Annotated in this window: 22 protein-coding genes and 2 pseudogenes; 3 read left to right on the top strand and 21 right to left on the bottom strand. The window is 51.1% G+C overall.

Annotated features, from left to right (window positions below; translation table 11 throughout):
* The 4 genes from ACFPVS_RS10415 to ACFPVS_RS10430 form a co-directional block, all read right to left on the bottom strand.
* Positions 1 to 253, bottom strand: a 253-nt coding sequence (locus tag ACFPVS_RS10415; protein WP_378595744.1) for a hypothetical protein, incomplete at its 3' end; no start/stop codon positions are given.
* Positions 250 to 468 carry a hypothetical protein gene (locus ACFPVS_RS10420; RefSeq protein ID WP_096295537.1) on the bottom strand — a complete coding sequence of 73 codons (219 nt, stop codon included), beginning with the start codon at positions 466 to 468 and terminating at the stop codon, positions 250 to 252. The genes ACFPVS_RS10415 and ACFPVS_RS10420, both read right to left, overlap by 4 nt.
* An 81-nt stretch (positions 469 to 549) precedes the next feature.
* Positions 550 to 1,305 (bottom strand): hydroxyacylglutathione hydrolase, encoded by a 756-nt coding sequence (gene gloB / locus ACFPVS_RS10425; RefSeq protein WP_096295536.1) that lies wholly within the window; start codon positions 1,303 to 1,305, stop codon positions 550 to 552.
* Positions 1,306 to 1,451: 146 nt separating this feature from the next.
* Positions 1,452 to 2,501: a hypothetical protein gene (locus tag ACFPVS_RS10430; protein WP_096295535.1), complete on the bottom strand. Its 1,050-nt coding sequence runs from the start codon at positions 2,499 to 2,501 to the stop codon at positions 1,452 to 1,454.
* 271 nt (positions 2,502 to 2,772) lie between these two features.
* Here ACFPVS_RS10430 and ACFPVS_RS10435 point away from each other — a divergent pair, with 271 nt between their 5' ends.
* Entirely contained in the window at positions 2,773 to 2,907 is a 135-nt protein-coding gene (locus tag ACFPVS_RS10435) for a hypothetical protein (RefSeq protein ID WP_255419126.1), read from the top strand.
* Here the strand turns inward: ACFPVS_RS10435 and ACFPVS_RS10440 are convergent.
* Both ACFPVS_RS10440 and purL read right to left on the bottom strand, forming a co-directional pair.
* Positions 2,885 to 3,139, bottom strand: coding sequence for a hypothetical protein (locus ACFPVS_RS10440; protein ID WP_096295534.1), 255 nt, complete (start codon positions 3,137 to 3,139; stop codon positions 2,885 to 2,887). The two genes, ACFPVS_RS10435 and ACFPVS_RS10440, sit on opposite strands and share 23 nt — an antisense overlap.
* A 129-nt stretch (positions 3,140 to 3,268) precedes the next feature.
* A complete protein-coding gene (gene purL / locus ACFPVS_RS10445) occupies positions 3,269 to 7,162 on the bottom strand; it encodes a phosphoribosylformylglycinamidine synthase (protein ID WP_123804385.1) in 3,894 nt (1,297 codons plus the stop codon).
* 212 nt (positions 7,163 to 7,374) lie between these two features.
* Between purL and ACFPVS_RS10450 the strand changes: the two genes are divergently transcribed.
* Positions 7,375 to 7,713: a P-II family nitrogen regulator gene (locus tag ACFPVS_RS10450; protein ID WP_095501990.1), complete on the top strand. Its 339-nt coding sequence runs from the start codon at positions 7,375 to 7,377 to the stop codon at positions 7,711 to 7,713.
* Positions 7,714 to 7,769: 56 nt separating this feature from the next.
* Here the strand turns inward: ACFPVS_RS10450 and ACFPVS_RS10455 are convergent, their stop codons facing one another.
* The 5 genes and pseudogenes from ACFPVS_RS10455 to ACFPVS_RS10475 form a co-directional block, all read right to left on the bottom strand.
* A complete protein-coding gene (locus tag ACFPVS_RS10455; RefSeq protein WP_232507407.1) occupies positions 7,770 to 9,680 on the bottom strand; it encodes an LTA synthase family protein in 1,911 nt (636 codons plus the stop codon).
* Between the two features lie 241 nt (positions 9,681 to 9,921).
* On the bottom strand, positions 9,922 to 11,232 hold the full coding sequence (locus tag ACFPVS_RS10460; protein WP_378595745.1) for a sulfate adenylyltransferase subunit 1: 1,311 nt from the start codon (positions 11,230 to 11,232) through the stop codon (positions 9,922 to 9,924).
* Between the two features lie 161 nt (positions 11,233 to 11,393).
* Positions 11,394 to 11,744, bottom strand: a pseudogene (rraA, locus tag ACFPVS_RS10465) (ribonuclease E activity regulator RraA); the annotation flags it as partial.
* Between the two features lie 12 nt (positions 11,745 to 11,756).
* The gene (locus tag ACFPVS_RS10470) at positions 11,757 to 11,879 is read right to left on the bottom strand and encodes an RraA family protein (protein ID WP_332457911.1); all 123 of its coding nucleotides are present in this window, start codon (positions 11,877 to 11,879) and stop codon (positions 11,757 to 11,759) included.
* Positions 11,880 to 11,955: 76 nt separating this feature from the next.
* Positions 11,956 to 13,215 (bottom strand): glutamate-5-semialdehyde dehydrogenase, encoded by a 1,260-nt coding sequence (locus ACFPVS_RS10475; RefSeq protein ID WP_096295532.1) that lies wholly within the window; start codon positions 13,213 to 13,215, stop codon positions 11,956 to 11,958.
* A 162-nt stretch (positions 13,216 to 13,377) separates the two neighbouring features.
* On the opposite strand from ACFPVS_RS10475, the gene ACFPVS_RS10480 reads away from it, so the two are divergent.
* Positions 13,378 to 14,643, top strand: a complete 1,266-nt coding sequence (locus ACFPVS_RS10480; RefSeq protein ID WP_096296148.1) for a DUF2254 domain-containing protein — start codon at positions 13,378 to 13,380, stop codon at positions 14,641 to 14,643.
* A gap of 84 nt (positions 14,644 to 14,727) precedes the next feature.
* Here the strand turns inward: ACFPVS_RS10480 and waaF are convergent, their stop codons facing one another.
* From waaF to ureC, 10 genes and pseudogenes are all read right to left on the bottom strand, one after another.
* Positions 14,728 to 15,750, bottom strand: a complete 1,023-nt coding sequence (waaF, locus tag ACFPVS_RS10485) for a lipopolysaccharide heptosyltransferase II (protein WP_096295531.1) — start codon at positions 15,748 to 15,750, stop codon at positions 14,728 to 14,730.
* Positions 15,751 to 15,902: 152 nt separating this feature from the next.
* Complete coding sequence (locus ACFPVS_RS10490) at positions 15,903 to 16,055, bottom strand: hypothetical protein (protein ID WP_157742757.1); 153 nt, start codon at positions 16,053 to 16,055, stop codon at positions 15,903 to 15,905.
* A 40-nt stretch (positions 16,056 to 16,095) separates the two neighbouring features.
* Complete coding sequence (locus tag ACFPVS_RS10495; RefSeq protein ID WP_096295530.1) at positions 16,096 to 16,974, bottom strand: urea transporter; 879 nt, start codon at positions 16,972 to 16,974, stop codon at positions 16,096 to 16,098.
* 43 nt (positions 16,975 to 17,017) lie between these two features.
* Positions 17,018 to 17,605 carry an urease accessory protein UreD gene (locus tag ACFPVS_RS10500; RefSeq protein WP_123804380.1) on the bottom strand — a complete coding sequence of 196 codons (588 nt, stop codon included), beginning with the start codon at positions 17,603 to 17,605 and terminating at the stop codon, positions 17,018 to 17,020.
* Positions 17,606 to 18,039: 434 nt separating this feature from the next.
* Positions 18,040 to 18,675 carry an urease accessory protein UreG gene (gene ureG, locus ACFPVS_RS10505; RefSeq protein WP_096295527.1) on the bottom strand — a complete coding sequence of 212 codons (636 nt, stop codon included), beginning with the start codon at positions 18,673 to 18,675 and terminating at the stop codon, positions 18,040 to 18,042.
* Positions 18,676 to 18,838: 163 nt separating this feature from the next.
* Positions 18,839 to 19,408 (bottom strand): HupE/UreJ family protein, encoded by a 570-nt coding sequence (locus ACFPVS_RS10510; protein WP_096295526.1) that lies wholly within the window; start codon positions 19,406 to 19,408, stop codon positions 18,839 to 18,841.
* A gap of 83 nt (positions 19,409 to 19,491) precedes the next feature.
* Positions 19,492 to 19,935 carry an urease accessory protein UreF gene (locus tag ACFPVS_RS10515; RefSeq protein WP_378595746.1) on the bottom strand — a complete coding sequence of 148 codons (444 nt, stop codon included), beginning with the start codon at positions 19,933 to 19,935 and terminating at the stop codon, positions 19,492 to 19,494.
* Positions 19,883 to 20,134, bottom strand: coding sequence for an urease accessory UreF family protein (locus tag ACFPVS_RS10520; protein WP_198345265.1), 252 nt, complete (start codon positions 20,132 to 20,134; stop codon positions 19,883 to 19,885). The genes ACFPVS_RS10515 and ACFPVS_RS10520 overlap by 53 nt, the downstream gene beginning before the upstream one ends.
* Before the next feature lie 34 nt (positions 20,135 to 20,168).
* Positions 20,169 to 20,657, bottom strand: a complete 489-nt coding sequence (gene ureE, locus ACFPVS_RS10525; RefSeq protein ID WP_096295525.1) for an urease accessory protein UreE — start codon at positions 20,655 to 20,657, stop codon at positions 20,169 to 20,171.
* 96 nt (positions 20,658 to 20,753) lie between these two features.
* Positions 20,754 to 22,157, bottom strand: a pseudogene (ureC, locus tag ACFPVS_RS10530) (urease subunit alpha); the annotation flags it as partial.
* Between the last annotated feature and the right edge of the window lie 6 nt (positions 22,158 to 22,163).

Raw genomic sequence — 22,163 nt, forward strand, 5'->3', positions numbered from 1 at the left:
ACGGTGTAGAATACGATGCACATGAATAAAGCCCCTTTGTTAAAGGGGCTTTACGTTGGTTAAAAATGCCCCTTTCATGGGGCGCAATATATAAGGTTTCCTGTTCGGTACTCAAAGCCGCTCCGGTTTCTGCTCCCCCCCTGTTAGATAAGGGGGGCGCCATATCGGCGCATGAAGCCGCGTTTGGCGCGTCGCTTACGCTGCCGCCGCCAAACGCGGCTGCACGCGCTTTCTTAATTTCCTTGTTCATCATTGCGAAATTTCCTTACTCATGATTTCACGGACAAACAATCTGCCGTATTCCTTAGCTCCATTTTGGGTTTTACAAATTCGGTCAGGCGAAGAGATGGGGAAATTAACGGTTTTAAGGCAATGGGAAGAATTGCCGTCTTCTTTGAAGATACGCACAATGAACGACTTTGGAATAGTCGGCGGTTCGGGATTGACGGTGTAGAATACGATGCACATGAATAAAGCCCCTTTGTTAAAGGGGCTTTACGTTGGTTAAAAATGCCCCTGTAATGGGACGCAATATATAAGGTCTCGGTCTTAAAATTGATTTTTCAATTCACGCAAGGCGGCAAACACTTCCAACTCCGTAGCAAATTTCTTACCGCTTAAGCTTTCCACACGTTCCCAAACCTGTGGCAGGCCGACGCGCAAAAACGGGTTGACTTTGCGCTCGTGCAGCAGCGTTACCGGCAGAGTTGGGGCGCTGGCGGATTCGGCTTCGCGCAAGGCCGTCTGAATATCGGCGTTGTCCGGCTCGATGTGGGCGGCAAAGCGCAGGTTGGATACGGTGTATTCGTGAGCGGGGTAAAACAAGGTATTTTCCGGCAATTGGTTGAAACGCAGGAAGCTGTCGAACAATTCTTCAATCGTGCCGGTAAACACACGGCCGCAACCTGCACTGAACAAGGTATCGCCGCAGAAAACATGCAGGCTGTCTGAAGTTTCAAACAGATAGCTTAAATGACGGCAGGTGTGGCCGGGTGTGGTCCAAACGGTGGCCAAGCCGTCGCCAAACGGAATCTGCAAACCGGCTTCGGCGCGGCGGGTCGCTTCGGGGATGTCGCTGTTGCCGTAAACCGGTGATTCTAAAAATGTGCGCCACAAGGCGGCCGCGCCGCCACGGTGATCGTCATGGTGGTGGGTAATCCATGTTTGCGCGAGCATCAAGCGGTTGTTGACTAAAAATTTCAATACCGGCGTCGCATCGCCCGGATCGACGCAGACGGCCAGATTGCCGTCCTGAATCATCCAAATATAATTGTCGTTGAATGCTTTGACTGGGGTGATTTTCATGTTGTTCCTTTTTTCAGACGGCCCGAGATCTTTGCAAAATCTCTATCTTTGGCACATTTCTTCGTTGTGTGCTGCTCGAAAGCTTGCCTATCTTCATGATATGTCTTCACTTTCTGCGCTGCTACAATTTTGAACTGTGTTCAAATCTAGGGTTTTGCAAAGGCCTCGGCTTGTTCCTGCACATAATCGCGATGGTTGTGGCTCAAACCGTACACGGCAGCGCGGGCTTGTTTGATGGTTAAGCGGTTGTAGGTCAGGCGTTGGGTTTGGTTGTGGTCGTAAATATGGATTTCGCCTTGTTTGCGCGTTTGTTTGTGGGGGAACTCGCTTTTCAGCGTGCGCCATAAATCAAGCTGCACATGCACAATGACGAACATATCGTGGGTGAGGTTTACGCCGACGCTGATTTCTTTTTTTGATTCCTGCAGGCAAAACGAGCGGTCGTTAAACAGGCACAAGCCCGAATTGTCGGGATAGCGGTAAAGCTCGATTTTCACCGCTTCGGGTACGTCAAACGCCGCGCGGAACATCTGTTCAAACAATGAAGGCTGCGACACGCCGTCACTCAACATACCGTAAAGATTCGAGAGCCAATTGACGTAACCGTGAAAATTGAAATCGAAATCCTGCAAAATCGAGCGGATGCGCTTCGGGTCGCGGGCGCGGATTAAATGCACAAATTCGCGGCTCACTTCGGGCAATTGGCGGCGGATGGCCTGATGCAGGCGGTGGGCAAACAAGGTTTTGTGGTTGTTCGGATTGCGCAAAATGCCCAACAGCTTCAAGCGCAGAATCCGCCAAACGGCATCGGGTGCGTTCAGACGGCCTGCAGGCAGGTTGCGCAATAGTTGGCATGAATCTTCGTAGCCGCTTTCATGGCGGTTGAACCAGCTTTCGAGATTGTATTGGTTGGGCGAATTTTCAACAAAGGCCAGTGTGTAAAGATTTTTGGCGGCCAGATTGGTGATGATGTTTACATTATCCACTTCGCCGCGGTAAGGTTTGTGAAACAGACTGATCGGCAGGCGGTAAACATTTTGGTTTTGCGGACCTACCGACGAATTATGCGCATGCTGCCGCTGCTCGGTTTGTGCGACATAATGATGCATTTTGGTCGGGTTGGCGGTCAGCAAGGCAAACGGTTTGGTGTCGCATTCCGGATACTCGCAATCGCTGAGAATAAAAGCGTGTTTCATGTTTCAGACGGCCTAGAAAGCAAATCAGGCTTTATCATACGCTATCTAGGACAGAATGCCAAAAGGCTGAGGCTGTCTGAAAAGTGTTTTTCAGACGGCCTATTGTAGAGTGGTAATTTATTTCTTTTTCAAAACGGAACATTTCGTCAAGCATAGCGTGGCTGTGAGGCTCCGACTCATCGGGAGCAGGGTAAGGCTCGACATAAAATTCCACAATTTTAAAACCGCATTTCAAATAGAAATGGATGTTGCGTTTTTCAAAATAGGGCGTATGCGTTTCCCAAACCTGTGTTTGCGGATAGCGTTGCTCAATCAGTTTCCAAGCCTGTTGGCCGAGTCCTTTGCCGTGCTGGCCGGTGCAGATGAAAAAGAGTTCCAGCCCGTTATGTTGGAGTGTGTGGGTTAATATTGATCACCGCGCCGCCCACTATATTGCCATCGGCTTCAATTTGCAGGCATTGAGCCTGATCGCCCTGCGTACAAGATTCGATTTCTTTGCGGCTGATGATTTCTTCGTTTTCCGCCAATTCATCTTTAAATGCCTGACGGAATGCCTGTTGCAAGGATCGGATAAACCATTCCCTGTTTTCAGCGGCAAGTGCATGAACGGCGAGTATTTGCGGATTGGATTGTTTCATTTGTTCTGTCTTAAGTGATGTGGCTTTAGCCATTGGATTGGCGTTTTAAAAAAGGCCGTCTGAAAAATATTGCAGTGTTATGCCACATAATTTTCAGACGGCCTTGATATGCAAATCCTTGCTTGTGGATTAACCCAACGCTTTACGCGCACCGCCAAACAAACGTGCCCAGCCGGATTGTTCCGTCCAATCTTCAGGCTTCCAGCTCATTTGCGCGGCGCGGAACACGCGTTCCGGATGCGGCATCATGATGGTGACTCGGCCGTCGGCGGTGGTGACACCGGCAATGCCTTGCGGCGAGCCGTTCGGGTTGAGCGGGTAGGTTTGGGTGACTTGGTTCAAACCATCCACGTATTGCAGCGCAATCGCCAAATCGGCCGGCACTTGGCCGCCTTTGAGTGCAAAGTCGGCGCGGCCTTCGCCGTGGCTGACAATCACCGGCAAGCTGGCACCTTGCATTTCGTTCAAAATCAGCGATGGTGATCGGGTTACGTTAACCATGGTCAAACGCGCTTCAAACTGTTCGCTTTCGTTGCGTTTGAATTTCGGCCATGCGGCTGTGCCCGGAATGATGTCGGCCAGGTTGCTGACCATTTGGCAGCCGTTGCACACGCCCAGCGTGAGCGTGTTCGGGTTGGCGAAGAAGGCGGCAAACTGGTCGCGCAAAGCAGGGTGGAACAGAATCGATTTCGCCCAGCCTTCACCTGCGCCCAATACGTCGCCGTAGCTGAAACCGCCACATGCCGCCAGCATTTGGAAGGTATCGAGGTTCACGCGGCCGCTCATCAGGTCGGACATATGCACGTCATACGCATCAAAACCGGCTTGGGTAAAGGCGGCGGCCATTTCGATTTGGCCGTTGACACCTTGTTCGCGCAATACGGCGATTTTCGGTTTCTTGCCGCTGTTGATAAATGGCGCGGCAATGTTTTCGTTGACATCAAAGGTCAAATCGGCAAACAGGGCGCTGCGTTGGTTGTCACCGATTAAGGCAAACTCGCTGTCGGCGCAGGCCGGATTGTCGCGCAACTTTTGAATGGCGTGGCTGGTTTCTTGCCATGCGCGTTGCAGCTCGGCACGGGTTTGCTCCAACAAGATACCGCTTTGGTTGCGGATAATGATTTTTTCGTCGGCCGCCAAGGTGGCGATGCGGTGTATGTGAATACCGGCTTGGGCAAACAAGGCTTCCACAGCAGCTAAGTCGGCTGCGTTTACCTGAATCACTGCACCCAATTCTTCATTAAACAATGCACGGGCAGCGGCAGCGTTTTGGTCTGCTTGCGAAGTGGTCAATACGCTGATATCCACATCCAAACCCAAGCGGCCGGCAAATGCCATTTCCGCCAAGGTCGCAAACAAGCCGCCGTCGCCGCGGTCGTGGTAGGCCAACAGTTTGTCTTCGGTAACCAATTGTTGAATGGCGTTGTAAAACGCTTTCAGACGGCCTGCTTCAATATCCGGCGCTTGGCCTGCCATTTGGTTATACACCTGACCCAAAGCCGAGCCGCCCATGCGTGCTTGGCCGTTGCCCAAGTCCACCAGCAGCAAGGCGCTGTCCGGCACGTTTTGCAATTCGGGCGTGATGGTTTTGCGCACGTCTTTCACCGGTGCAAAGGCGGTGATGATCAGGCTCAAAGGCGATACCACGGATTTTTGTTCACCTTCATCCTGCCATACGGTTTTCATCGACAAGCTGTCTTTGCCGACCGGAATGCTTAAACCCAAGGCTTGGCAGGTTTGCGACGTGGCTTCTACCGTGCGGTAGAGTTTTTCGTCTTCGCCTTCGGTGCCGCAGGCAGCCATCCAGTTGGCGGAAAGTTTGATGTTGCCGATGTCGCCGATGTTGACGGCGGCGATGTTGGTAATCGCTTCGCCGACACACATGCGGCCGGAAGCAGGTGCATCAAACAGGGCGACGGTCGGTTTTTCCCCCATAGACATGGCTTCGCCTTGATAGGTGTTGAAACCCATCATGGTCACGGCGCAATCGGCTACCGGTGTTTGGTATTTGCCGACCATTTGGTCGCGGTGGGTCATACCGCCCACGCTGCGGTCGCCGATGGTAATCAGGAAGTTTTTCGCAGCCACAGTCGGCAGGCGCAGCACGCGGTAAGCGGCTTCGGTGATGTCGATGGCAGAGGCGTCAAACCGGCTTTCAGACGGCGTTACGGTGGTGTCGTTACGGGTGGTTTTAGGCGGTTTGCCGAGCAAAACATTCAGCGGCAAATTGACCGGATTGTTGTCATACAAATCATCGCGCACTTGCAGATGACCGTCATCGGTGGCTACGCCGACCACGGCAAACGGGCAGCGTTCGCGTTCGCAAATGGCGCGGAAGGTGTCTAAATCTTGTTCCAAAATCGACAACACATAACGCTCTTGCGATTCGTTACACCAGATTTGCAGCGGCGTTAAACCGTGTTCTTCCAAAGGCACATCGCGCAGCTTGAATTTCGCGCCGCGGCCGGCGTCGTTGACCAACTCAGGGAAGGCGTTTGACAAGCCGCCGGCACCCACGTCGTGAATGGAGATAATCGGATTGCCGTCGCCCAGCTGCCAGCAGCGGTCGATGACTTCTTGCGCACGGCGTTCGATTTCAGGGTTGCCGCGTTGGACAGAGTTAAAGTCTAGAGAAGCGTCATTGGTGCCGGTATCCATAGACGAAGCTGCGCCTCCGCCGAGGCCAATCAGCATGCCCGGGCCACCGAGTTGGATTAATAATGCGCCTTCAGGGATTTCGTCTTTATGCGTTTGTTGCGCCTGAATATTGCCCAAACCGCCGGCAATCATAATCGGCTTGTGATAGCCGCGCACTTGGCCGTCGACTTTTTCTTCAAAGGTGCGGAAATAGCCCAGCAGGTTGGGGCGGCCGAATTCGTTGTTAAACGCCGCGCCGCCAATCGGGCCTTCAATCATGATGTCTAAAGGCGAAGCAATGTGGCCGGGTTTGCCGTAGGCTTGTTCCCAAGGCTGTTCCAAACCGGGGATATTCAGGTTGGAAACGGTAAAGCCGGTCAAACCTGCTTTCGGGCGCGAACCTTTGCCGGTCGCACCTTCATCACGGATTTCACCGCCCGCACCGGTGGCCGCACCCGCAAATGGGGCGATGGCGGTCGGGTGGTTGTGGGTTTCCACCTTCATGATGATGTGGGTGTCTTCTTCGTGGAAACGGTAGCCGTGGTTATCGGCGGCATTCGGGTAGAAACGCTCGATTTTCGCGCCTTCGATTACGGAAGAATTGTCTTTATACGCCACGACCGTGCCTTCAGGATGGGCTTCGTGGGTGTCGCGAATCATGCGGAACAGCGATTTAGGCTGTTTTTCGCCGTTCAAAATAAAATCGGCATTGAAGATTTTGTGGCGGCAGTGTTCCGAGTTGGCTTGGGCAAACATCATCAGCTCGACATCGCTCGGATTGCGGTTTAAGGCTTGATAGTTTTCGACCAAATAATCGATTTCATCAGGTGACAAGGCCAAGCCCATTTCGCTGTTGGCTTTTACCAAGGCTTCTTTGCCGCCGTTTAACAAATCGACGGTTGAGAACGTTTCCGATTGGATGTGGTGGAATAATTGTGCCGCCGCGTCAATGTCGGTCAACACACTTTCGGTCATGCGGTCGTGCAACAGCGCCGCCCATTGTTGCTGCTGCTCGGCAGTCAAATCGCCGCGAATCCACACCGCCATGCCGCGCTCAATGCGCCCGATGCCTTTAAGGCCGCAGTTTTCCGCAATGTTGGTGGCTTTGGAAGCCCAAGGCGAAATCGTGCCTAAGCGCGGAGTAATCAAAAATAAATGCAAGCCATTGGCGGGCTTCGGTGTTTCGGCAACACTTTCGGCTTCCAGCAAGGCTTGCAGTTTTTCAACGGTAGCAGCGTCTAAAGTATTTTCGCTGCTGACAAAATACCAAAATTCGCTTTCCAGCTTCGCTTCAGGCAGGCCGGCGGCGGCTGCTTTTTGAAACAGTTTTTCAACACGGAAATCAGACAGGGCGGTAACGCCGCGCAAGGGCAAAACAACAGACATGGATTCGGCTCTCAAATGCGGTTGGGAAAACGGCATTATACGCATAATAAGGCTGTTTTGCTTGGGTATTTGCCGCAAAGTGTCAACAATTCACATCACAAAACGCGATTGAATAAAAAAGCGGATTGTGATAATTTTCCAGTCATCTTTTCCTGTTCAGGCGGCCTTCATGATGACACCACGCCGTCTGAAAAACAAATAGAAAGCCAGCCATGAAAAAAATCGAAGCCATCATCAAACCCTTCAAACTCGACGACGTGCGCGAAGCCTTAACCGAAATCGGCATCACCGGCATGACCGTGACCGAAGTGAAAGGATTCGGCCGCCAAAAAGGCCACACCGAAATTTACCGCGGCGCCGAATACGCCGTCGATTTCCTGCCGAAAGTCAAAATCGAGCTGGTGTTGGCCGATCACGACGTCGAACGCGCCATCGAAGCCATCATCGAAAACGCCCGCTCCGGCAAAATCGGCGACGGCAAGATTTTTGTTTATCCGGTGGAAGAGGCGATCCGTATCCGCACGGGTGAGCGCAGCGAAGCGGCGGTGTGATTGGTTAGAAATCAGAAAATGCCGTCTGAAAGGTTTGTTTTCAGACGGCATTATTATTACTGGGCGGTGACGATTCGGTTAATTTGCCATTCGAGAAATTCCGTGTACACGCTGCCTTTTTTGATGTGTTTCAGGTCATGCTCATTCGGCTGCGTAGGCGCATCAGCATGCAAATCTCCTTGTGTTTTAGACCAAGGGTGGAATTTTTGATTATGCAGATGATAGAAGCCGTTTTCAGTAATCAGTACTTCTTTATTGTAACCATAACCGCACCAAGGCGAATCGGCTTGTGGCGCAGTCAGATTGCAGCCGGTGTCGTAATAAGATGTTTCAGACAGGCTTAAATGATACAGCGTCGGTAAAACATCTTTGTGTGAACCGGCTCGCTCCGGTTGATATACAGCTTGATGGCGGTATTTCTCAGGAACATAAAGATAAAACGGCACACCATGTCCTAAAGCCACTTCATCGGCTTCGGGATAACCGATGGCACGCATATTATGATCGCCTGTCGCTGCGATAATGGTATCCGGAGCAGTTTGTTTCACGTTGCCGATAAAGCTGCCCAATTGGTCGTTACTGTAGCGGAAGGTGTTGAAAATCTCATTCAGTTCTTTGCCTTTCGCCAATGCTTTTAAGCGGCCGGCTTCGGATTCTGTTAAGCGGAAATCGATACTTTGTTGCGTATCGGGTAAACGGTAAGGCGGATGGTTGGTGACAGACAGCATCATGATGAATACAGGTTGCTTTTGCTGTTCTGCTTTTTGCAGCAACTCTTCTGCGTAGCGGAACATATACTCATCAGGAATACCCCATGTGCTGGATTTTGCTTCCGGAAAACGGTCTTTCAAGCCATTTTCATCAATGATTTCACCCACACCCAAATGACGCAGGAAGGTATCAAAATCACGCCAGCCGCCGTTGCCTGCGGTGAGATAAACGATGTGATAACCGGCATCGGCATAAGGTTTGAACATATTGCTGATGAAGGTTTTGTTTTTCGCAATTGATTGGCTTAAGTCTAAGCGGGGGCTGCGCACAAACAGGCGGTGTAGGGTATCACTGGTGCCATCGCCTTCAGAAATAAACTTTTTATATACCCAATCTGATTGCCAATGTGGTTTCAGACGGCCTAATAAGTTTCTTTCGACATTGTCGAAATCCAATAAATGGCTGCTCATGCTCTCCATCACGGCCAGCACGACATTTGGTTTTTTCTGCGCTACGGCAGGGTTGGCAGGCGTAGTTTTTACCAGCTGCTGCAAATCAGCAGTTGCTTCAGTTTCCAGCAGTTGACTGATTATGCGGCTGCCGTCTGCATTGCTGACAGGCTTAAAACGGCTGCTGTTGCGGTATTCTTTTCTTGCCCAGTCTAAAGAAATCAAGGCATTGGGAACCAGTTTGTTTAATTGCGGGGCAGCGGAAATCTGCATGGCGGTTTGGCGCAAAGGAAATTTACCTACCGAACCACGAATGCCCAATGTCAACGCCAATAATGGCAGCACAATACCGGCAACCCACAGCCATACCGGTGCGGCTGCCTGTTGATTAGGGTGTGGTAATTTGTTGAGCAACCAAGCAAATAACCCACCCAGAACCAGCAATGCCAAGCTGCCGGAAATAACGGGGTAATCCGACCAAATGGTTTTAACAACCGCATTGGTGTCTTCATCAAACAGCCCAAAGACAAAAACATCAAATTGCTTTTCATAAACAGAGAAATAAAACCAGTTGCCCAAGGCAAAGGCGATGGAAATGATGAACAATAAGGTTAAAAGCTTTTTGTGGATTTTTTGATAAACGCGTGCCAATATCGGATGGATTAAACTTATCAGAAGCAAAAGAAAGGCGATGGCAGATAAGAGCGATGAGGCTTTAATATCAAACAATAAGCCTTTTAAAAACAGCGAGGTAATATCATCACGATATTGTTGGGTAATATTTTCGGAAACGAAATGATTCAGCATGAGAAAACGCTCTAAGCTGAATGCTAAGATGAGTGAAAGCCAAAAAACAAAAGTTAGTTTCAGTCCGGAGCGATAAGCTGCCCAACGGGAAAAGGTTTTATTGAAAGTAATATCGTTAGCCATGTCTTAGACCGGTTAAAAACAATCAAAACATTATGGCATATTTTTGCTAAACTTAACAAAAAGGCCGTCTGAAAGCATATCTTTCAGACGGCATTTTTATTTGACAACGAAACCGGTTTCAAATCTCAAACGTCCCTGCTTCATCACCCTCGCGGATCATGCCGGCGGCGACGGTGTGATTGGTGGCTTCGTCAATCAGGATAAATGCACCGGTTGCCTGATTTTGCTCATAAGTCGTGGTGTTAAGCGGCTGCTGGGTTTTGAAGCTGATGTGGCCGATGTCGTTGAGTTTCAATTCGGTGGCCGATTGCACTTGGCTCAAGGTGTTTACATCCCAAACGTAGGCGGTTTCGCTGATTTTCACGGCGGTGGTTTGGGTGGTGTGTTTGAGCAGGTATTTGCGGCGCAGATTGAGTGGAATATCGTCAAACCAGCACAATGCGGCTTGGAATTGCTGGCTCGGCTCAATAGGGCTGTCGGCGGCGACGATGGCATTGCCGCGAGAGATGTCGATGTCGGTGTCGAGCGTAATGGTCAATACTTCGCCGGCTTCGGCAGTATCGGTTTTGCCGTTCGGATTGTAAATCTCGGCGATTTTGGCGGTTTGGCCGTTGGGTAATACTTTGACTGCATCGCCCACTTTCAGACGGCCTGCTTCCAAACGGCCTTGGTAGCCGCGGAAATCGTCGCTGCTGCTGCCGTCTTGGCGCGCCACACGTTGTACGGGGAAATGGGCGGCTTGGGCAAGCGCGTCTTTGCGGGAGACGGGCAGGCTTTCCAATAAGGGCAGCAGGGGCAAACCTTGATACCACGGCGTTTGCGCGCTGGCGTTAACGATGTTGTCGCCTTTCAATGCGCTGATGGGCAGGAAATGCACATCAGCATTCAGGCCGATTTGTTGGGCAAGCTTTTGATAGGCGGCGGTGATGGCTTGGTATTTGCCTTCGTCAAAATCGAGCAGGTCGAGTTTGTTGACGGCGACAATGATGTTCGGGCAGCCGAGCAGTTTCAAAATGGCGCTGTGGCGCTTGGTTTGCGGCAGTAAAACCGGTTCTTCGCCGCTGAAATCAACGCGGGTGGCATCGACCAAGACGATGGCGGCCTCGGCGCTTGATGCGCCGGTGACCATGTTGCGGGTGTATTGTTCATGGCCGGGGGTGTCGGCGATGATGAATTTGCGTTTGGGAGTGGCGAAATAGCGGTAGGCCACATCGATGGTGATGCCTTGTTCGCGCTCGGCGGCCAAGCCCTCGGTGAGGCTGGCGAAATCGGGTGTGTCACCGTTTTCAGAGGCTTTGTTGAGCTTGTCGATTTGGTCGGTCAGCAGGGTTTTGCTGTCGTAAAGCAGGCGGCCGATCAGGGTGGACTTGCCGTCGTCGACGCTGCCGGCGGTGATGAAACGGAGTAATGGGGCAGTGGTGGCGGTCATGTGCGTTCCTTCATATTGGGTTTGCCGATACTTTAACGAGGCCGCCTGAAAATGGGAAAGAATGGTTTGTTTATAATAAAGATGATTTTGTTATATCAATGATGAGGCCGTCTGAAATTGGTGTAGGGGTTTCAGACGGCCTTTTATGATGGGGCTTTCAATCAAAACAAAGGCTTTTCGGCAACCAAAATGCCGTCTTCATCGCTGTAGAGATAGTGGCCGGGGATGAAGGTGACGCCGCCGAATTCAAGCGGTATGTCGGTTTCGCCCTAGTTGTTTTTTGCACTGCGGCGAGGGTTGGTACCAAACGCTTTTACGCCGAAATCCATTTGACCGATGGCTACGCTGTCGCGGATGGCGCCGTAGATGACGATACCTGCCCAGCCGTTTTTACGGCCTTCTTCGGCAATCATGTCGCCCATTAATGCGCAGGCCAACGAGCCGCCGCCATTGATAACCAAAACTTCACCATCGGATGCTTGATTAAAGGTTTGGCGCAGGATGCTGTTGTCGCGGAAGCATTTTCATTTTAAGGTGCGGATTTTGCCGCAGAACCGTTTTTTGCCGAAGCTTTTAAACTGAATTTCGCACGATGGGGTATCGGGAGCGATGTCGATTAAATCGGCGGTGGTGAATGGTATTGTCATGATGGCTCCTTTTTTGACTGGTGTAAAAAGGCCGTCTGAAAAGAAAATGGGTTTCAGACGGCCTTGATAATAAAGTTTAAATGCGAACCTGCCCGTTGCCCAATACCACCCATTTTTGCGAAGTCAGGCCGTGCAAACCGACCGGGCCGCGCACGTGGATTTTGTCGGTAGAAATGCCGATTTCCGCGCCTAAGCCGTATTCAAAGCCGTCGGCGAAACGGGTGGATACATTGACCATCACGCTGGCGCTGTCCACCGCGCGCAGGAAGATTTGTGCATCGGTGTAAGACTCGGTAATGATGGAATCGGTATGGTGGCTGCCGTGGGTGTTGATGTGGGCAATGGCTTGGGTCAAGTCATCGACGATTTTTACCGCCAAAACGGGGGCGAGGTATTCGGTGTCCCAATCTTCTTCGGTGGCAGCGTTGATGCTCGGCAAAATCGCCAAAGTGCGTTCGCAACCGCGCAGCCCAACTTTTTTTTCAGCGTATTTTTCCGCCAGCAAAGGCAATATTTCTTCAGCACGTGCGGCGTGAATCAGCAGGGTTTCCATGGTGTTGCAGGTGCCGTAGCGTGAAGTTTTGGCGTTGAAAGCGATTTCAATGGCTTTTTGCGTGTCGGCGGCTTGGTCGATATACACATGGCAAATGCCGTCGAGATGCTTAATTACCGGCACGCGTGCTTCGGCGGCAATGCGGGCAACCAGCGATTTGCCGCCGCGCGGAATGATGACATCAATCAGTTCAGGGCTTTGCAGCATGGCACCGACGCTTTCGCGGCTGGTGTTTTCAATCACGCTCACGGCGGCCGGCGGTAAGTCGTTTTCGGTCAGGGCTTGGCGGATGAGTTTGGCAATCGCCATATTGCTTTCAAAGGCTTCGCTGCCGCCGCGCAACACACAGGCATTGCCGGACTTCAGGCACAAAGCGGCGGCATCGATGGTGACGTTCGGGCGAGATTCGTAAATGATGCCGATGACACCCAGCGGCACGCGCATTTTGCCGATTTGCAAGCCGTTCGGGCGGATGCGGAATTCGTCCATTTCGCCCACAGGGTCAGGCAGCGCCGCCACTTGGCGCAAACCTTCGCACATGGATTCGACGGTTTTTTCCGTCAGCTTCAAGCGGTCGAGCAGGGCAGAATCTAAGCCTTTGGCGGTAGCGTTTTCCATGTCTTGCGCGTTGGCAGCGAGAATGGCGGTTTGGTGTTGCGCAATCAATTCGGCCATGCGCAACAGTGCGGCGTTTTTCTGCGCGGTGGTGGCGTTTGCCATCAGATAGAAAGCCTGTTTGGCCGCGGTGGCGGTATCTCGGACGTATTGTTGAATATCCTGCATGATGTGTGCCTTTGTTTATATGAACGAGATTGACAACGATGATAAAGCCGTCTGAAAGGGAATTCAAGCAAAAAAGCGTGGGCTTGGCAAAATGCGGCGGGAATAGGTTTGTTTGCCTGATTGATTTATAATCGGGTTTTGTTTGTGCATTTTATTGAATTCATGACCAATACTTTTTACCGCTGGCTGATTGCCGTTAAAAAACCGGCCAACCAACTTTGGCTGGTGCCCGCTTATTGGGCGGTTTTTGCCGTGATTTTTGCGTTTATTGCGCGCTTTTTCGGCGATATGCTGCAAGCGGGCATTTTGCCCGATATTGAACGCAGCACCTTAGACGGCCTGTTGAGCATTGTGGCATCAAGTATGCTTTCGGTGAGTACGTTTTCGCTGTCGATTATGGTGTCGGCATTTTCATCGGCGGCCAACGGCGCGACTCCACGCGCCATGAATTTGGTGATGGCCGATGACAACACGCGCACCGCCATCGCCAGCTTTATTGCCGCGTTTATTTACGCCGTGATTGCCAAAACGGCGCTAGGCATGGAATATTACGGGCAAAACGGCCGTTTTATTTTGTTTGTCGGCACGATTGCGGTCATGGTGTATTTGATTGTGACGTTGATTCGTTGGGTGTTTACCCTGTCGCAACTGGGCAGTTTGGGCAACACGCTGCAGAAAATCAGCACCAAAACTGAAAGCGCGCTGGATCACTATTACATCTCAACGGATATGGGCGCCGCGTGGAAAGGCAGCTTGCAGCAACCCGTGCGTCCGATTTATGCCAAGCAGCCGGGTTATCTCACCCACATCGACATGATGTCGCTGCAAAAGCTGGCGGAAGAGCATGAAACTTATGTCTCAATTATCGTGCGGCCGGGCAAGTTGTTGACGCCAAACACCGTGGTGGCGTGTTTGTCTGCCGGTCAGGGCGATGCGGATTTAATCGATAAATTTGTCGGGTGTTTCGTCATCAGTCAAGAGCGTACCTATGCGCAAGATCCGCAATGGGGCTTGAACGTGTTGAGTGAAGCCGCCCAGCGCGCGTTGTCGCCCGGCATCAACGACCCCGGTACCGCCATCAGCGTGATGGTGATGATATTGCGTTTGCTGACTAAGCCCCATTCCGAAGGCGGGGGCGCACAATATGACCGTTTGTCTATCATTGCCGCCGACAGCAGCCAATGGGTGCCGCAAACATTCTTACCTATTGCCCGCGACGGCGCAGGTGCGGCCGAAGTCGGGCTGACTATGCAAAAAGTGTTGGCCGGTATTGCCGCCAACAGCCAAGATCCGTATATTGCCGCATCGGCTGCAGATACCGCGCATGCGGTGTTAAAGCGTTTTGAACAAATCTTGGATTTTAAAGATGATAAGGAAAAATTGTTGCAGCAGCATAGGGAATTGTTTGGACAAGTGAAACAAGACTAAACTCATGATTTAATTGGTGATATATTGTGAAATAAAGCCATGCCGTCTGAAATTTTTCAGACGGCATGGCTTTTATTATGGCAATTATGCCTGTTCTACATGAATTTTAAATAAAGCCTGTTCGACCATTTGCGGCTCAATTTTATTCAGACAATCGGTGTGTCCCAGCGGGCATTCGCGTTTGAAACAAGGCGAGCAGTCGAGATTGAGGCTGACGATTTCGGCTTGATTACTCAAAGGCGGTGTGTGGTCGGGGCTGGACGAGCCGTACAAAGCGGCAAGTTTGCGGTCGAGCGCGGCAGCAAGGTGCATGAGACCGCTGTCGTTGCAGACTACGTTTTCGGCGCAGGCCAGTAAATCGATGGCTTCGGAAAGCGAGGTTTTGCCGCATAGATTAGTGCAGAGGCCGTCTGAAAGCTGGTTGATTTCTTCGGCAATGTCAAAATCTTTTTGCGAACCGAACAGCCAAACCTGCCAGCCTTTGGCCAGATAGTTTTGTGCCAAACCGGCAAAGTGGCGCGCCGGCCAGCGTTTGGCGGGGCCGAATTCTGCGCCGGGGCAGAAGGCGATGATCGGTTTGTCGGTATTTAGGCCATGTTTGACTAAAGCGGCTTGCTGGCTGGCGGCATCAATTTGGAACAGAGGCTGGCCGGAATGGCCGTTGAAATCAGCTTGGCTCGGATGGGCAAGCGCAGTATAGCGGTCAACCATCAGCGGCAGGGCGGTTTTGTCGAGCTTGCGGATGTCGTTGAGCAAAATATAGCGCGATTCGCCCACGTAGCCGGTGCGCTGTTTGATACCGGTGGCCAAGGCGATGATGGCGGATTTAAGCGAGCCGGGCAGCACGATGACTTGGTCGTAACCGCGTTTGCCCAGTGCGCGCCCGACTTGCCAGCGTTTTTTCAAATCCAATGCGCCGTGGCCGAACGGATTTTCCAGAATCTCGTTCACTTCCGGCATGCGCTCGAAGACCGCCAACGACCACTTCGGAGCGAACACGTCGATGGTGCAGCCCGGATGCAGTTCGTGCAGACGGCGGTAAAGCGGCTGGGTCATGACGCAGTCGCCAATCCAGCTTGGGGAAATGATGAGGATTTTTTTAGACATATTGCGGTTGGGTTTGTGATTGGGTAGGTGTTATTTTAATGCAGAAAGAAAAAGGCCGTCTGAAAAATTGAACTGCCCCAAGAAGTTGGGCGCCCCTCCAACTTTAAAAGATGTAGTTCAAACTTTTCAGACGGCCTGTTTGATTGGATACGCTACTTCAAATAATCCGGCAACAGCCCTGCTTGTTCAAACAATAAGTGGCCGGGCAGCAATTCAAACCGCCCGTCGCGTTCCGCCGCCAATTGCGGCACGCCCGATGCGCCCAGCGGCCGCGCCAGTTGTTGCCCAAAGTTGATTCTCGCCAATAACGCTAGCTTTTCTTACAGTTTTTTAGGCCTTTTCGTTTTATGTCGTTTGGTAGGCGGTTGTATATTGTTTGATTGCTTTTTTTATGAAGAGCATGATCCAAACGGCAGCGATAAAGCCAAAAGTATAAGGAGGCAGACCTGTCGCGGCAGTCACATATTGGATCGGTACGGCCAGGAATACTGCAGTGAGAGCGTAATAGAAATCTGTTGTACGCTTACCGTAGAACATACAAGCGATAAGAATCGCAGAATAACTATAGAGGCCATTTGCCAATAGGTTGGGCTCGATACCGAATAGGATGTGTGCGATGCTTGCAGCGAATACGGCGGAGGCAGTTGCCCACATGGCGGAGCCGGGGCTGTTGACTGCAACGGCTGCCAGCAGGAACAATCCGGTGAGAGGACTGCTGCCAAAATTGACTTCTGCCCAGGCATAAAACGGCATAGATAAGGCTGATGAAGTGGTAGTCAGTTCGGGTAGGGGGGTGTTTGTCAAACCGAATAAACCGTAATAAGTTGTCAATCCATACATAATCCAGCAGATGGCAACGAAGGGAAAAGTCAGGGCGGGTTTGTTGTGGCGCAGAAACAGGCTCACAATGGGTACGGTCAACGCTGCTGTGAAGATTCCCAGCAACCATACTGCCGGATTGGCGGTGTGATTGAGTCCGAACGTGAAGAGGATGCACATCATGGCAAGGCTGGCATTAAAACCGTAGAGTCCTTGGCTAATTTCATTTTCGGGAAAGCGCATCAGGCGGGCGGTCAGAGTGCCGGTAAGGGAGCCGAGCAGACAGGCGGCGCATAGGGCTGGATGGCTAAAATACATGCCAATGGCAATTAATGCGCCTGAGAGCGTATTTCGTTGCAGAAAGATTTGACTGATGCCGGTCAGTATTGTTCGGATGGTTTCCATTTTAATCTACTTTATAGGGTTGGATTCGGTGGTTTGGGAAGGCTCATTTAAAGAAAGCCGCACTTAAAGGGGAGGATTGTGTAGGATGAAGTAAGGTGGCCGCCGTTTTTAAAATCTCTTGCAGACTATATGCATTGTCAGCCAGCACACGCAGGCAAAGTACGGAATCATCAGCTTGGCTCACTCCCCATAAAATGCTTTCCGAGGGATGGTTGCTGCTTATTCTGTTATAAAGCCGGCCGACTTTGCTTCGCATATCAAGTGAGGAATGAGCTGTATTCACATAGAAAAGATTGAGCTGGTGTGTGTAACCTTCCATCTGTCCTAAAGCAGAGGGATGTTGGCTGGCGGGCTGCCATTGGATATTATAGGTAACCAGCTTTCTTTTGCCGTGTCGGATAACCAGATGTGAGGAAAAGCGGTTAAATTTGAATGACTCACCATTGCGGATTCTGCCAGAGGCAAGAATTTCACCATAGATCAAATCGCAATCATCATCTAATTCGATTTCGGTGGTTTGTACTAATGTGCTTCCTTTGTGTAATACCAAAGGATGAGGGAGATAGCAGAGACTGGATCCGGCTTGTTGGGAAATGTGCGTATGTTGCCGTGCTTGTTTACCTTCGTCCATTTCCAATATGTGTGAAGGATTGGGTATGAAGCGAGAGCGCCGTATGCGGTGAGAGTTTGATTTCAATATCAATGCTATCGCCGCCGAGCAAGCCCGGGGATGAGGATATTTGTACGACGCGAAGTATGCCGTCGGGCTCATAGGGAAGACTCATCAGCTTTAATGGCGGAGACGCAAAATTATTTTGGAGTATTGTGCGTCCGCTTTTCGCTTGGGTGGAGAGGGAAAGCTTGCTATACATATTTTGTTTGATGAATAAAAGTAGGTCGGAAAGCGGATGTTTGCAGGCTGTTTGTTTTACTGGTTAAATCCGAAACGGGCCAACGGAATTGTTGAAAGATAAAAACCTCATGGCGACTGATTAAGCCGGCTATTTTTATTTCCTGTCAAACACCTATTTTGTAACAAGAAAAGAAAGAAGCCGGCTCTAAGGCTTAGCGAACCAATCCGGCCGGTTCGTCGCGGTTTTCCAATAACGCGTATTTTTGTATCCAGCCGATCACCGAGTCGAGATTTTCGTCTTTCATCAGGTTGGTGAAAACAAAAGGTTGCCCACCACGCATTCTGCGGGCATCGTGTTCCATTACTTCAAGGCTGGCACCAACATGCGGAGCCAAGTCGGTTTTGTTAATCACCAGAAGATCGGAACGGGTGATGCCCGGCCCGCCTTTGCGCGGAATTTTTTTGCCCTGTGCGACATCGATTACAAAAATGGTGACATCGGCCAAATCAGGGCTGAAGGTGGCAGAAAGATTATCACCGCCTGATTCGATGAAAATAATTTCAACATCGGGGAAGCGTTGCGCCATTTCTTCTACCGCTTCGAGATTCATAGAGGCATCTTCGCAGATGGTTGTGTGCGGACAGCCACCGGTTTCCACGCCCATAATGCGTTCAGGCGGTAGTAGACTGTTGCGGGTGAGAAATTCAGCATCTTCCCGGGTGTAGATATCGTTGGTGATTACGGCAACGCTGTATTTGCCGGCAATTTTTCGGGTCAGCCTCTCGATGAGGGCGGTTTTGCCTGCACCTACCGGGCCGGCAACGCCGATTTTGATGTAGTTGCGCATAATGTTCCTTAAAAAATATATGAAAATGAAGCGTTTTTAATTAAAGGGCTGGTTATTGGCCTGCGTTGTCGCTTCTGTCGTATGTATAGGGAGAGATTTCAAACGGCCGATGATGCGATCGACCGTAGAATATTTGCGTATTATTTCAGTGCAATCGGTAGGTTTAAGCCAACAAAAGGTAGAGGCCGAATGAACCGATGGCTGTACCGAGACTGCGTGTCATCCATACGTTTTGACGTAAAACAGCACCGGCTAAGAATCCGGCGGCATGCAGTATCGCGGTACTGATGACGAAGCTTGTTGCAAATCCGATGGCTCCGCCGCTTGTTTCAGCTCCGTGTGCCAGGCCGTGAAAGAGTGCGAAGGCCCCCGCCATTGCCGCCGCAGCGGTTATGGGCAAGCGTTGTAGCCAAGATGCGGCCAAACCGATGACCAAAACAGACGCGGCAATGCCTTGTTCGGTCATGGCTATGGTGCCCGTGTTGAGGCCGAAGAAAAAGCCTATGGCCATCATGCTGATAAAAGCGGCCGGTAGTACCCATCGGGCTTTGCCTTCAAATGTTGCTGCCCACAAGCCGACAGCCAAAATAGCAGGAATGTGATCCAGTCCGCCGATAGGATGTAGGAAGCCTGCGGCGAAACCGCCTTCTGCTCCGTGCCCCGGATGGGCGAAAGCGGCGGAGATGCTTACTGCCAGTGTTACGGCCAAAATGGTTTTCATGGTGTATTTCATATTGAATGTCCTTTTAAACAAAACATATAAACAGGGAAATAGGGTTTTTGATCAGTTAAGTAAGAAAAACGGTTTCAGACGGCCTAGCTCATATACAGCCGTGTATATAGCCGTTCGTGCTGCATTGCACGAATGTCTGCGGCTGGGCTGGCAACGCCAAGCCAATTCAAATCGGGTGTCATACTGAGAGAGACCGCCTGTCCTATGGTCTTACGTAAAGCAAAGAGAATATCTTGTCCGTCGTTTTGACTGAGCGGAATCAATTTCACGCCGTTGGTTACGGCACCTACGGCGGCGTTATAGTAAAACGCGGTCAGTGTATCTTCTTTAGTTTGCACTGTCGCTGCAGCAATCAAGCCAAAAGCCAACGGATAAAACCCTTGTACCCGTTTTTGTGTCAAGGCCGTCTGAAATGCGTTAACCATCGGATGGCTTTCATATCGGGCAAAGATTTTCAGCAGCCTCACGCCGAGCTTAACCGAAGCTTCGCGGATTTCGCGCGGCGTTTTCGCGGCACTCAATATCATGGTCGAGTGTTTCCAGTGTCTCGGCATCACCGGCGAGCGTGGTTGAATAGGCCAGCGAAACATAAGCGCCGTCGTTATGAATCCAATTTTGCAAAAGTTGGGTTTCTACATATTCTTTCAGACGGCTGATGCTGTCCACCGCACCTTCTTGTACGAAGGTTTCCAGGCCGGCGGAATGATTGAAACCACCGATAGGCAAGGTAGGGTCGGCAAGATGCAATAGGGCGGTGAGTTTAATGGCCGTGTCCGTGACTGTGTGAGTGATGACCGCCGAAACCCGGTGCCGAATTGGCGCGCAAAGCAAGGCTTAGGCGCCGTTCAGCCTGTTGTGGCTGAAAACCGGCTGCTTCAAGCCAGAGAAACATCGGTTTGTCGTAAGGCATAGTTAGCTCGTCGCCTTCGAGAAAAAGCGGTGAATGTTTGTTGCCGATCTCGTAGCATGCGCGTGCCATATCCGGCAGATTTTTAGGCGCGATGACGATGGCTGCGCAGGGTTTGATGGTGATTCGGATGAATACCCGGGTATCGGAATATACGATATCGCCGTGCTTCAGTCTTTGGCCTTCCTGCAGCATACGGAAAGAGATGTCTCTGCCGTTGGTTGTTGTTTTGCGTAAAATGTGCCGGCCGGCTTCATACCATTCGAGCTCAACGTAATCTTGTTCGGCTTGTGGATGAGGCGGCGTATCAAGCGGCAGCGTATTTTGGATAATCAGGTTCATGGTGAATCACTTAGAATAAATTCGAACGTAGTTTTTATGCTGGGTAGCGCGGCAGACAGGGCTTTGCGTAAGTAAAGTACCTGTCTGCCGTTTTCTTTAAAATAGAAAGTATCTTTGCGCTAAAGGCAATTTAACGGCAGGTTCGCAGGTAATGTGTTCTCCATTAACGCGCACTTCGTAACGTTCCGGATCAACAGTGATTTCTGGTGTTGCATGGTTATGGATAAGGTCTTTTTTACCGATGTTTCGGCAACCGTATACAGGTAAAGTGAGCTTGCTCAGGCCGTAACGGTCGCGGATTCCAGCATCTACAGCGGCTTGCGAAACAAACAATACAGCGGTTTCGGCCACTGCTTTACCGTGCGCACCGAACATGGGACGGTAGAGAACGGGTTGGGGAGTGGGGATGCTGGCGTTGGGATCCTCCTTTCGGGCGTAGCTGATGAAACCGTTTTTGATGATGATTTCAGGCTTGACGCCGAAAAAGGCGGGTTTCCACAAGACAATGTCAGCCATTTTGCCAACTTCGATTGATCCGACGTAATCGCTAATGCCGTGAGCAATGGCAGGATTAACTGTATATTTTGCTATGTAGCGTTTGATGCGGAAATTGTCGCTATCGGCTTGATCCTCTGGCAAGCTGCCGCGCTGCTGTTTCATTTTATCGGCAGTTTGCCAGGTACGGATGATGACTTCCCCTACGCGTCCCATGGCTTGGGAATCGGAATTCATGATCGAAAACACGCCCATGTCGTGCAAAATGTCTTCGGCAGCGATGGTTTCGGGACGAATGCGTGAATCGGCAAATGCGATGTCTTCGGGTACACGTTTGTCGAGGTGGTGGCAAACCATCAGCATATCGAGGTGTTCATCAATAGTATTGACGGTAAAGGGACGGGTTGGGTTGGTGGAGGCCGGCAGTACATTAGGATACATGGCCGCTTTAATGATATCGGGTGCGTGACCGCCACCAGCGCCTTCAGTATGGAAGGTGTGGATGACACGGCCATCTATCGCTGCCATGGTTTCTTCGAGAAAGCCACTTTCGTTGAGTGTATCGGTGTGTATGGCCACTTGCACATCCATTTCGTCAGCCACTTTCAGGCTGGCATCGATGACTGCAGGAGTTTCGCCCCAGTCTTCATGGATTTTCAGTCCAAGCGCACCAGCGCGGATTTGCTCGCGCAAAGGCTCTGTAGAAGCACAATTGCCTTTGCCGAAAAAGCCCATGTTTACCGGATAGGCGTCGACGGCTTGCAGCATACGTTGCAGGTTCCATGCACCGGGGGTAACAGTGGTGGCATTGGTGCCGTTAGCCGGGCCGGTTCCGCCGCCGATCATGGTAGTGATGCCACTTTCGATGGCATGGGCGATCTGCTGCGGGCAAATATTGTGAATATGGGTATCGATGCCGCCGGCAGTTGCGATCAGATGCGCACCGTTGTGTACTTCGGTGGAGGCACCGATGATCATGTTGGGGGTCACACCGTCCATGGTGTCAGGATT

Source organism: Neisseria weixii (genome assembly GCF_042658245.1).
In the GTDB taxonomy this organism is placed as follows: domain Bacteria; phylum Pseudomonadota; class Gammaproteobacteria; order Burkholderiales; family Neisseriaceae; genus Neisseria; species Neisseria weixii.

What these genes read in the sequence shown, in the direction of transcription:
- ACFPVS_RS10420 (WP_096295537.1), bottom strand. Translation starts at nt 468, where the DNA reads ATGTGCATCGTATTCTACACCGTCAATCCCGAACCGCCGACTATTCCA.
- gloB (WP_096295536.1), bottom strand. Translation starts at nt 1,305, where the DNA reads ATGAAAATCACCCCAGTCAAAGCATTCAACGACAATTATATTTGGATG.
- ACFPVS_RS10430 (WP_096295535.1), bottom strand. Translation starts at nt 2,501, where the DNA reads ATGAAACACGCTTTTATTCTCAGCGATTGCGAGTATCCGGAATGCGAC.
- ACFPVS_RS10435 (WP_255419126.1), top strand. Translation starts at nt 2,773, where the DNA reads ATGCGTTTCCCAAACCTGTGTTTGCGGATAGCGTTGCTCAATCAGTTT.
- ACFPVS_RS10440 (WP_096295534.1), bottom strand. Translation starts at nt 3,139, where the DNA reads ATGAAACAATCCAATCCGCAAATACTCGCCGTTCATGCACTTGCCGCT.
- purL (WP_123804385.1), bottom strand. Translation starts at nt 7,162, where the DNA reads ATGTCTGTTGTTTTGCCCTTGCGCGGCGTTACCGCCCTGTCTGATTTC.
- ACFPVS_RS10450 (WP_095501990.1), top strand. Translation starts at nt 7,375, where the DNA reads ATGAAAAAAATCGAAGCCATCATCAAACCCTTCAAACTCGACGACGTG.
- ACFPVS_RS10455 (WP_232507407.1), bottom strand. Translation starts at nt 9,680, where the DNA reads ATGCTGAATCATTTCGTTTCCGAAAATATTACCCAACAATATCGTGAT.
- ACFPVS_RS10460 (WP_378595745.1), bottom strand. Translation starts at nt 11,232, where the DNA reads ATGACCGCCACCACTGCCCCATTACTCCGTTTCATCACCGCCGGCAGC.
- ACFPVS_RS10470 (WP_332457911.1), bottom strand. Translation starts at nt 11,879, where the DNA reads ATGACAATACCATTCACCACCGCCGATTTAATCGACATCGCTCCCGAT.
- ACFPVS_RS10475 (WP_096295532.1), bottom strand. Translation starts at nt 13,215, where the DNA reads ATGCAGGATATTCAACAATACGTCCGAGATACCGCCACCGCGGCCAAA.
- ACFPVS_RS10480 (WP_096296148.1), top strand. Translation starts at nt 13,378, where the DNA reads ATGACCAATACTTTTTACCGCTGGCTGATTGCCGTTAAAAAACCGGCC.
- waaF (WP_096295531.1), bottom strand. Translation starts at nt 15,750, where the DNA reads ATGTCTAAAAAAATCCTCATCATTTCCCCAAGCTGGATTGGCGACTGC.
- ACFPVS_RS10495 (WP_096295530.1), bottom strand. Translation starts at nt 16,974, where the DNA reads ATGGAAACCATCCGAACAATACTGACCGGCATCAGTCAAATCTTTCTG.
- ACFPVS_RS10500 (WP_123804380.1), bottom strand. Translation starts at nt 17,605, where the DNA reads ATGGACGAAGGTAAACAAGCACGGCAACATACGCACATTTCCCAACAA.
- ureG (WP_096295527.1), bottom strand. Translation starts at nt 18,675, where the DNA reads ATGCGCAACTACATCAAAATCGGCGTTGCCGGCCCGGTAGGTGCAGGC.
- ACFPVS_RS10510 (WP_096295526.1), bottom strand. Translation starts at nt 19,408, where the DNA reads ATGAAATACACCATGAAAACCATTTTGGCCGTAACACTGGCAGTAAGC.
- ACFPVS_RS10515 (WP_378595746.1), bottom strand. Translation starts at nt 19,935, where the DNA reads ATGATATTGAGTGCCGCGAAAACGCCGCGCGAAATCCGCGAAGCTTCG.
- ureE (WP_096295525.1), bottom strand. Translation starts at nt 20,657, where the DNA reads ATGAACCTGATTATCCAAAATACGCTGCCGCTTGATACGCCGCCTCAT.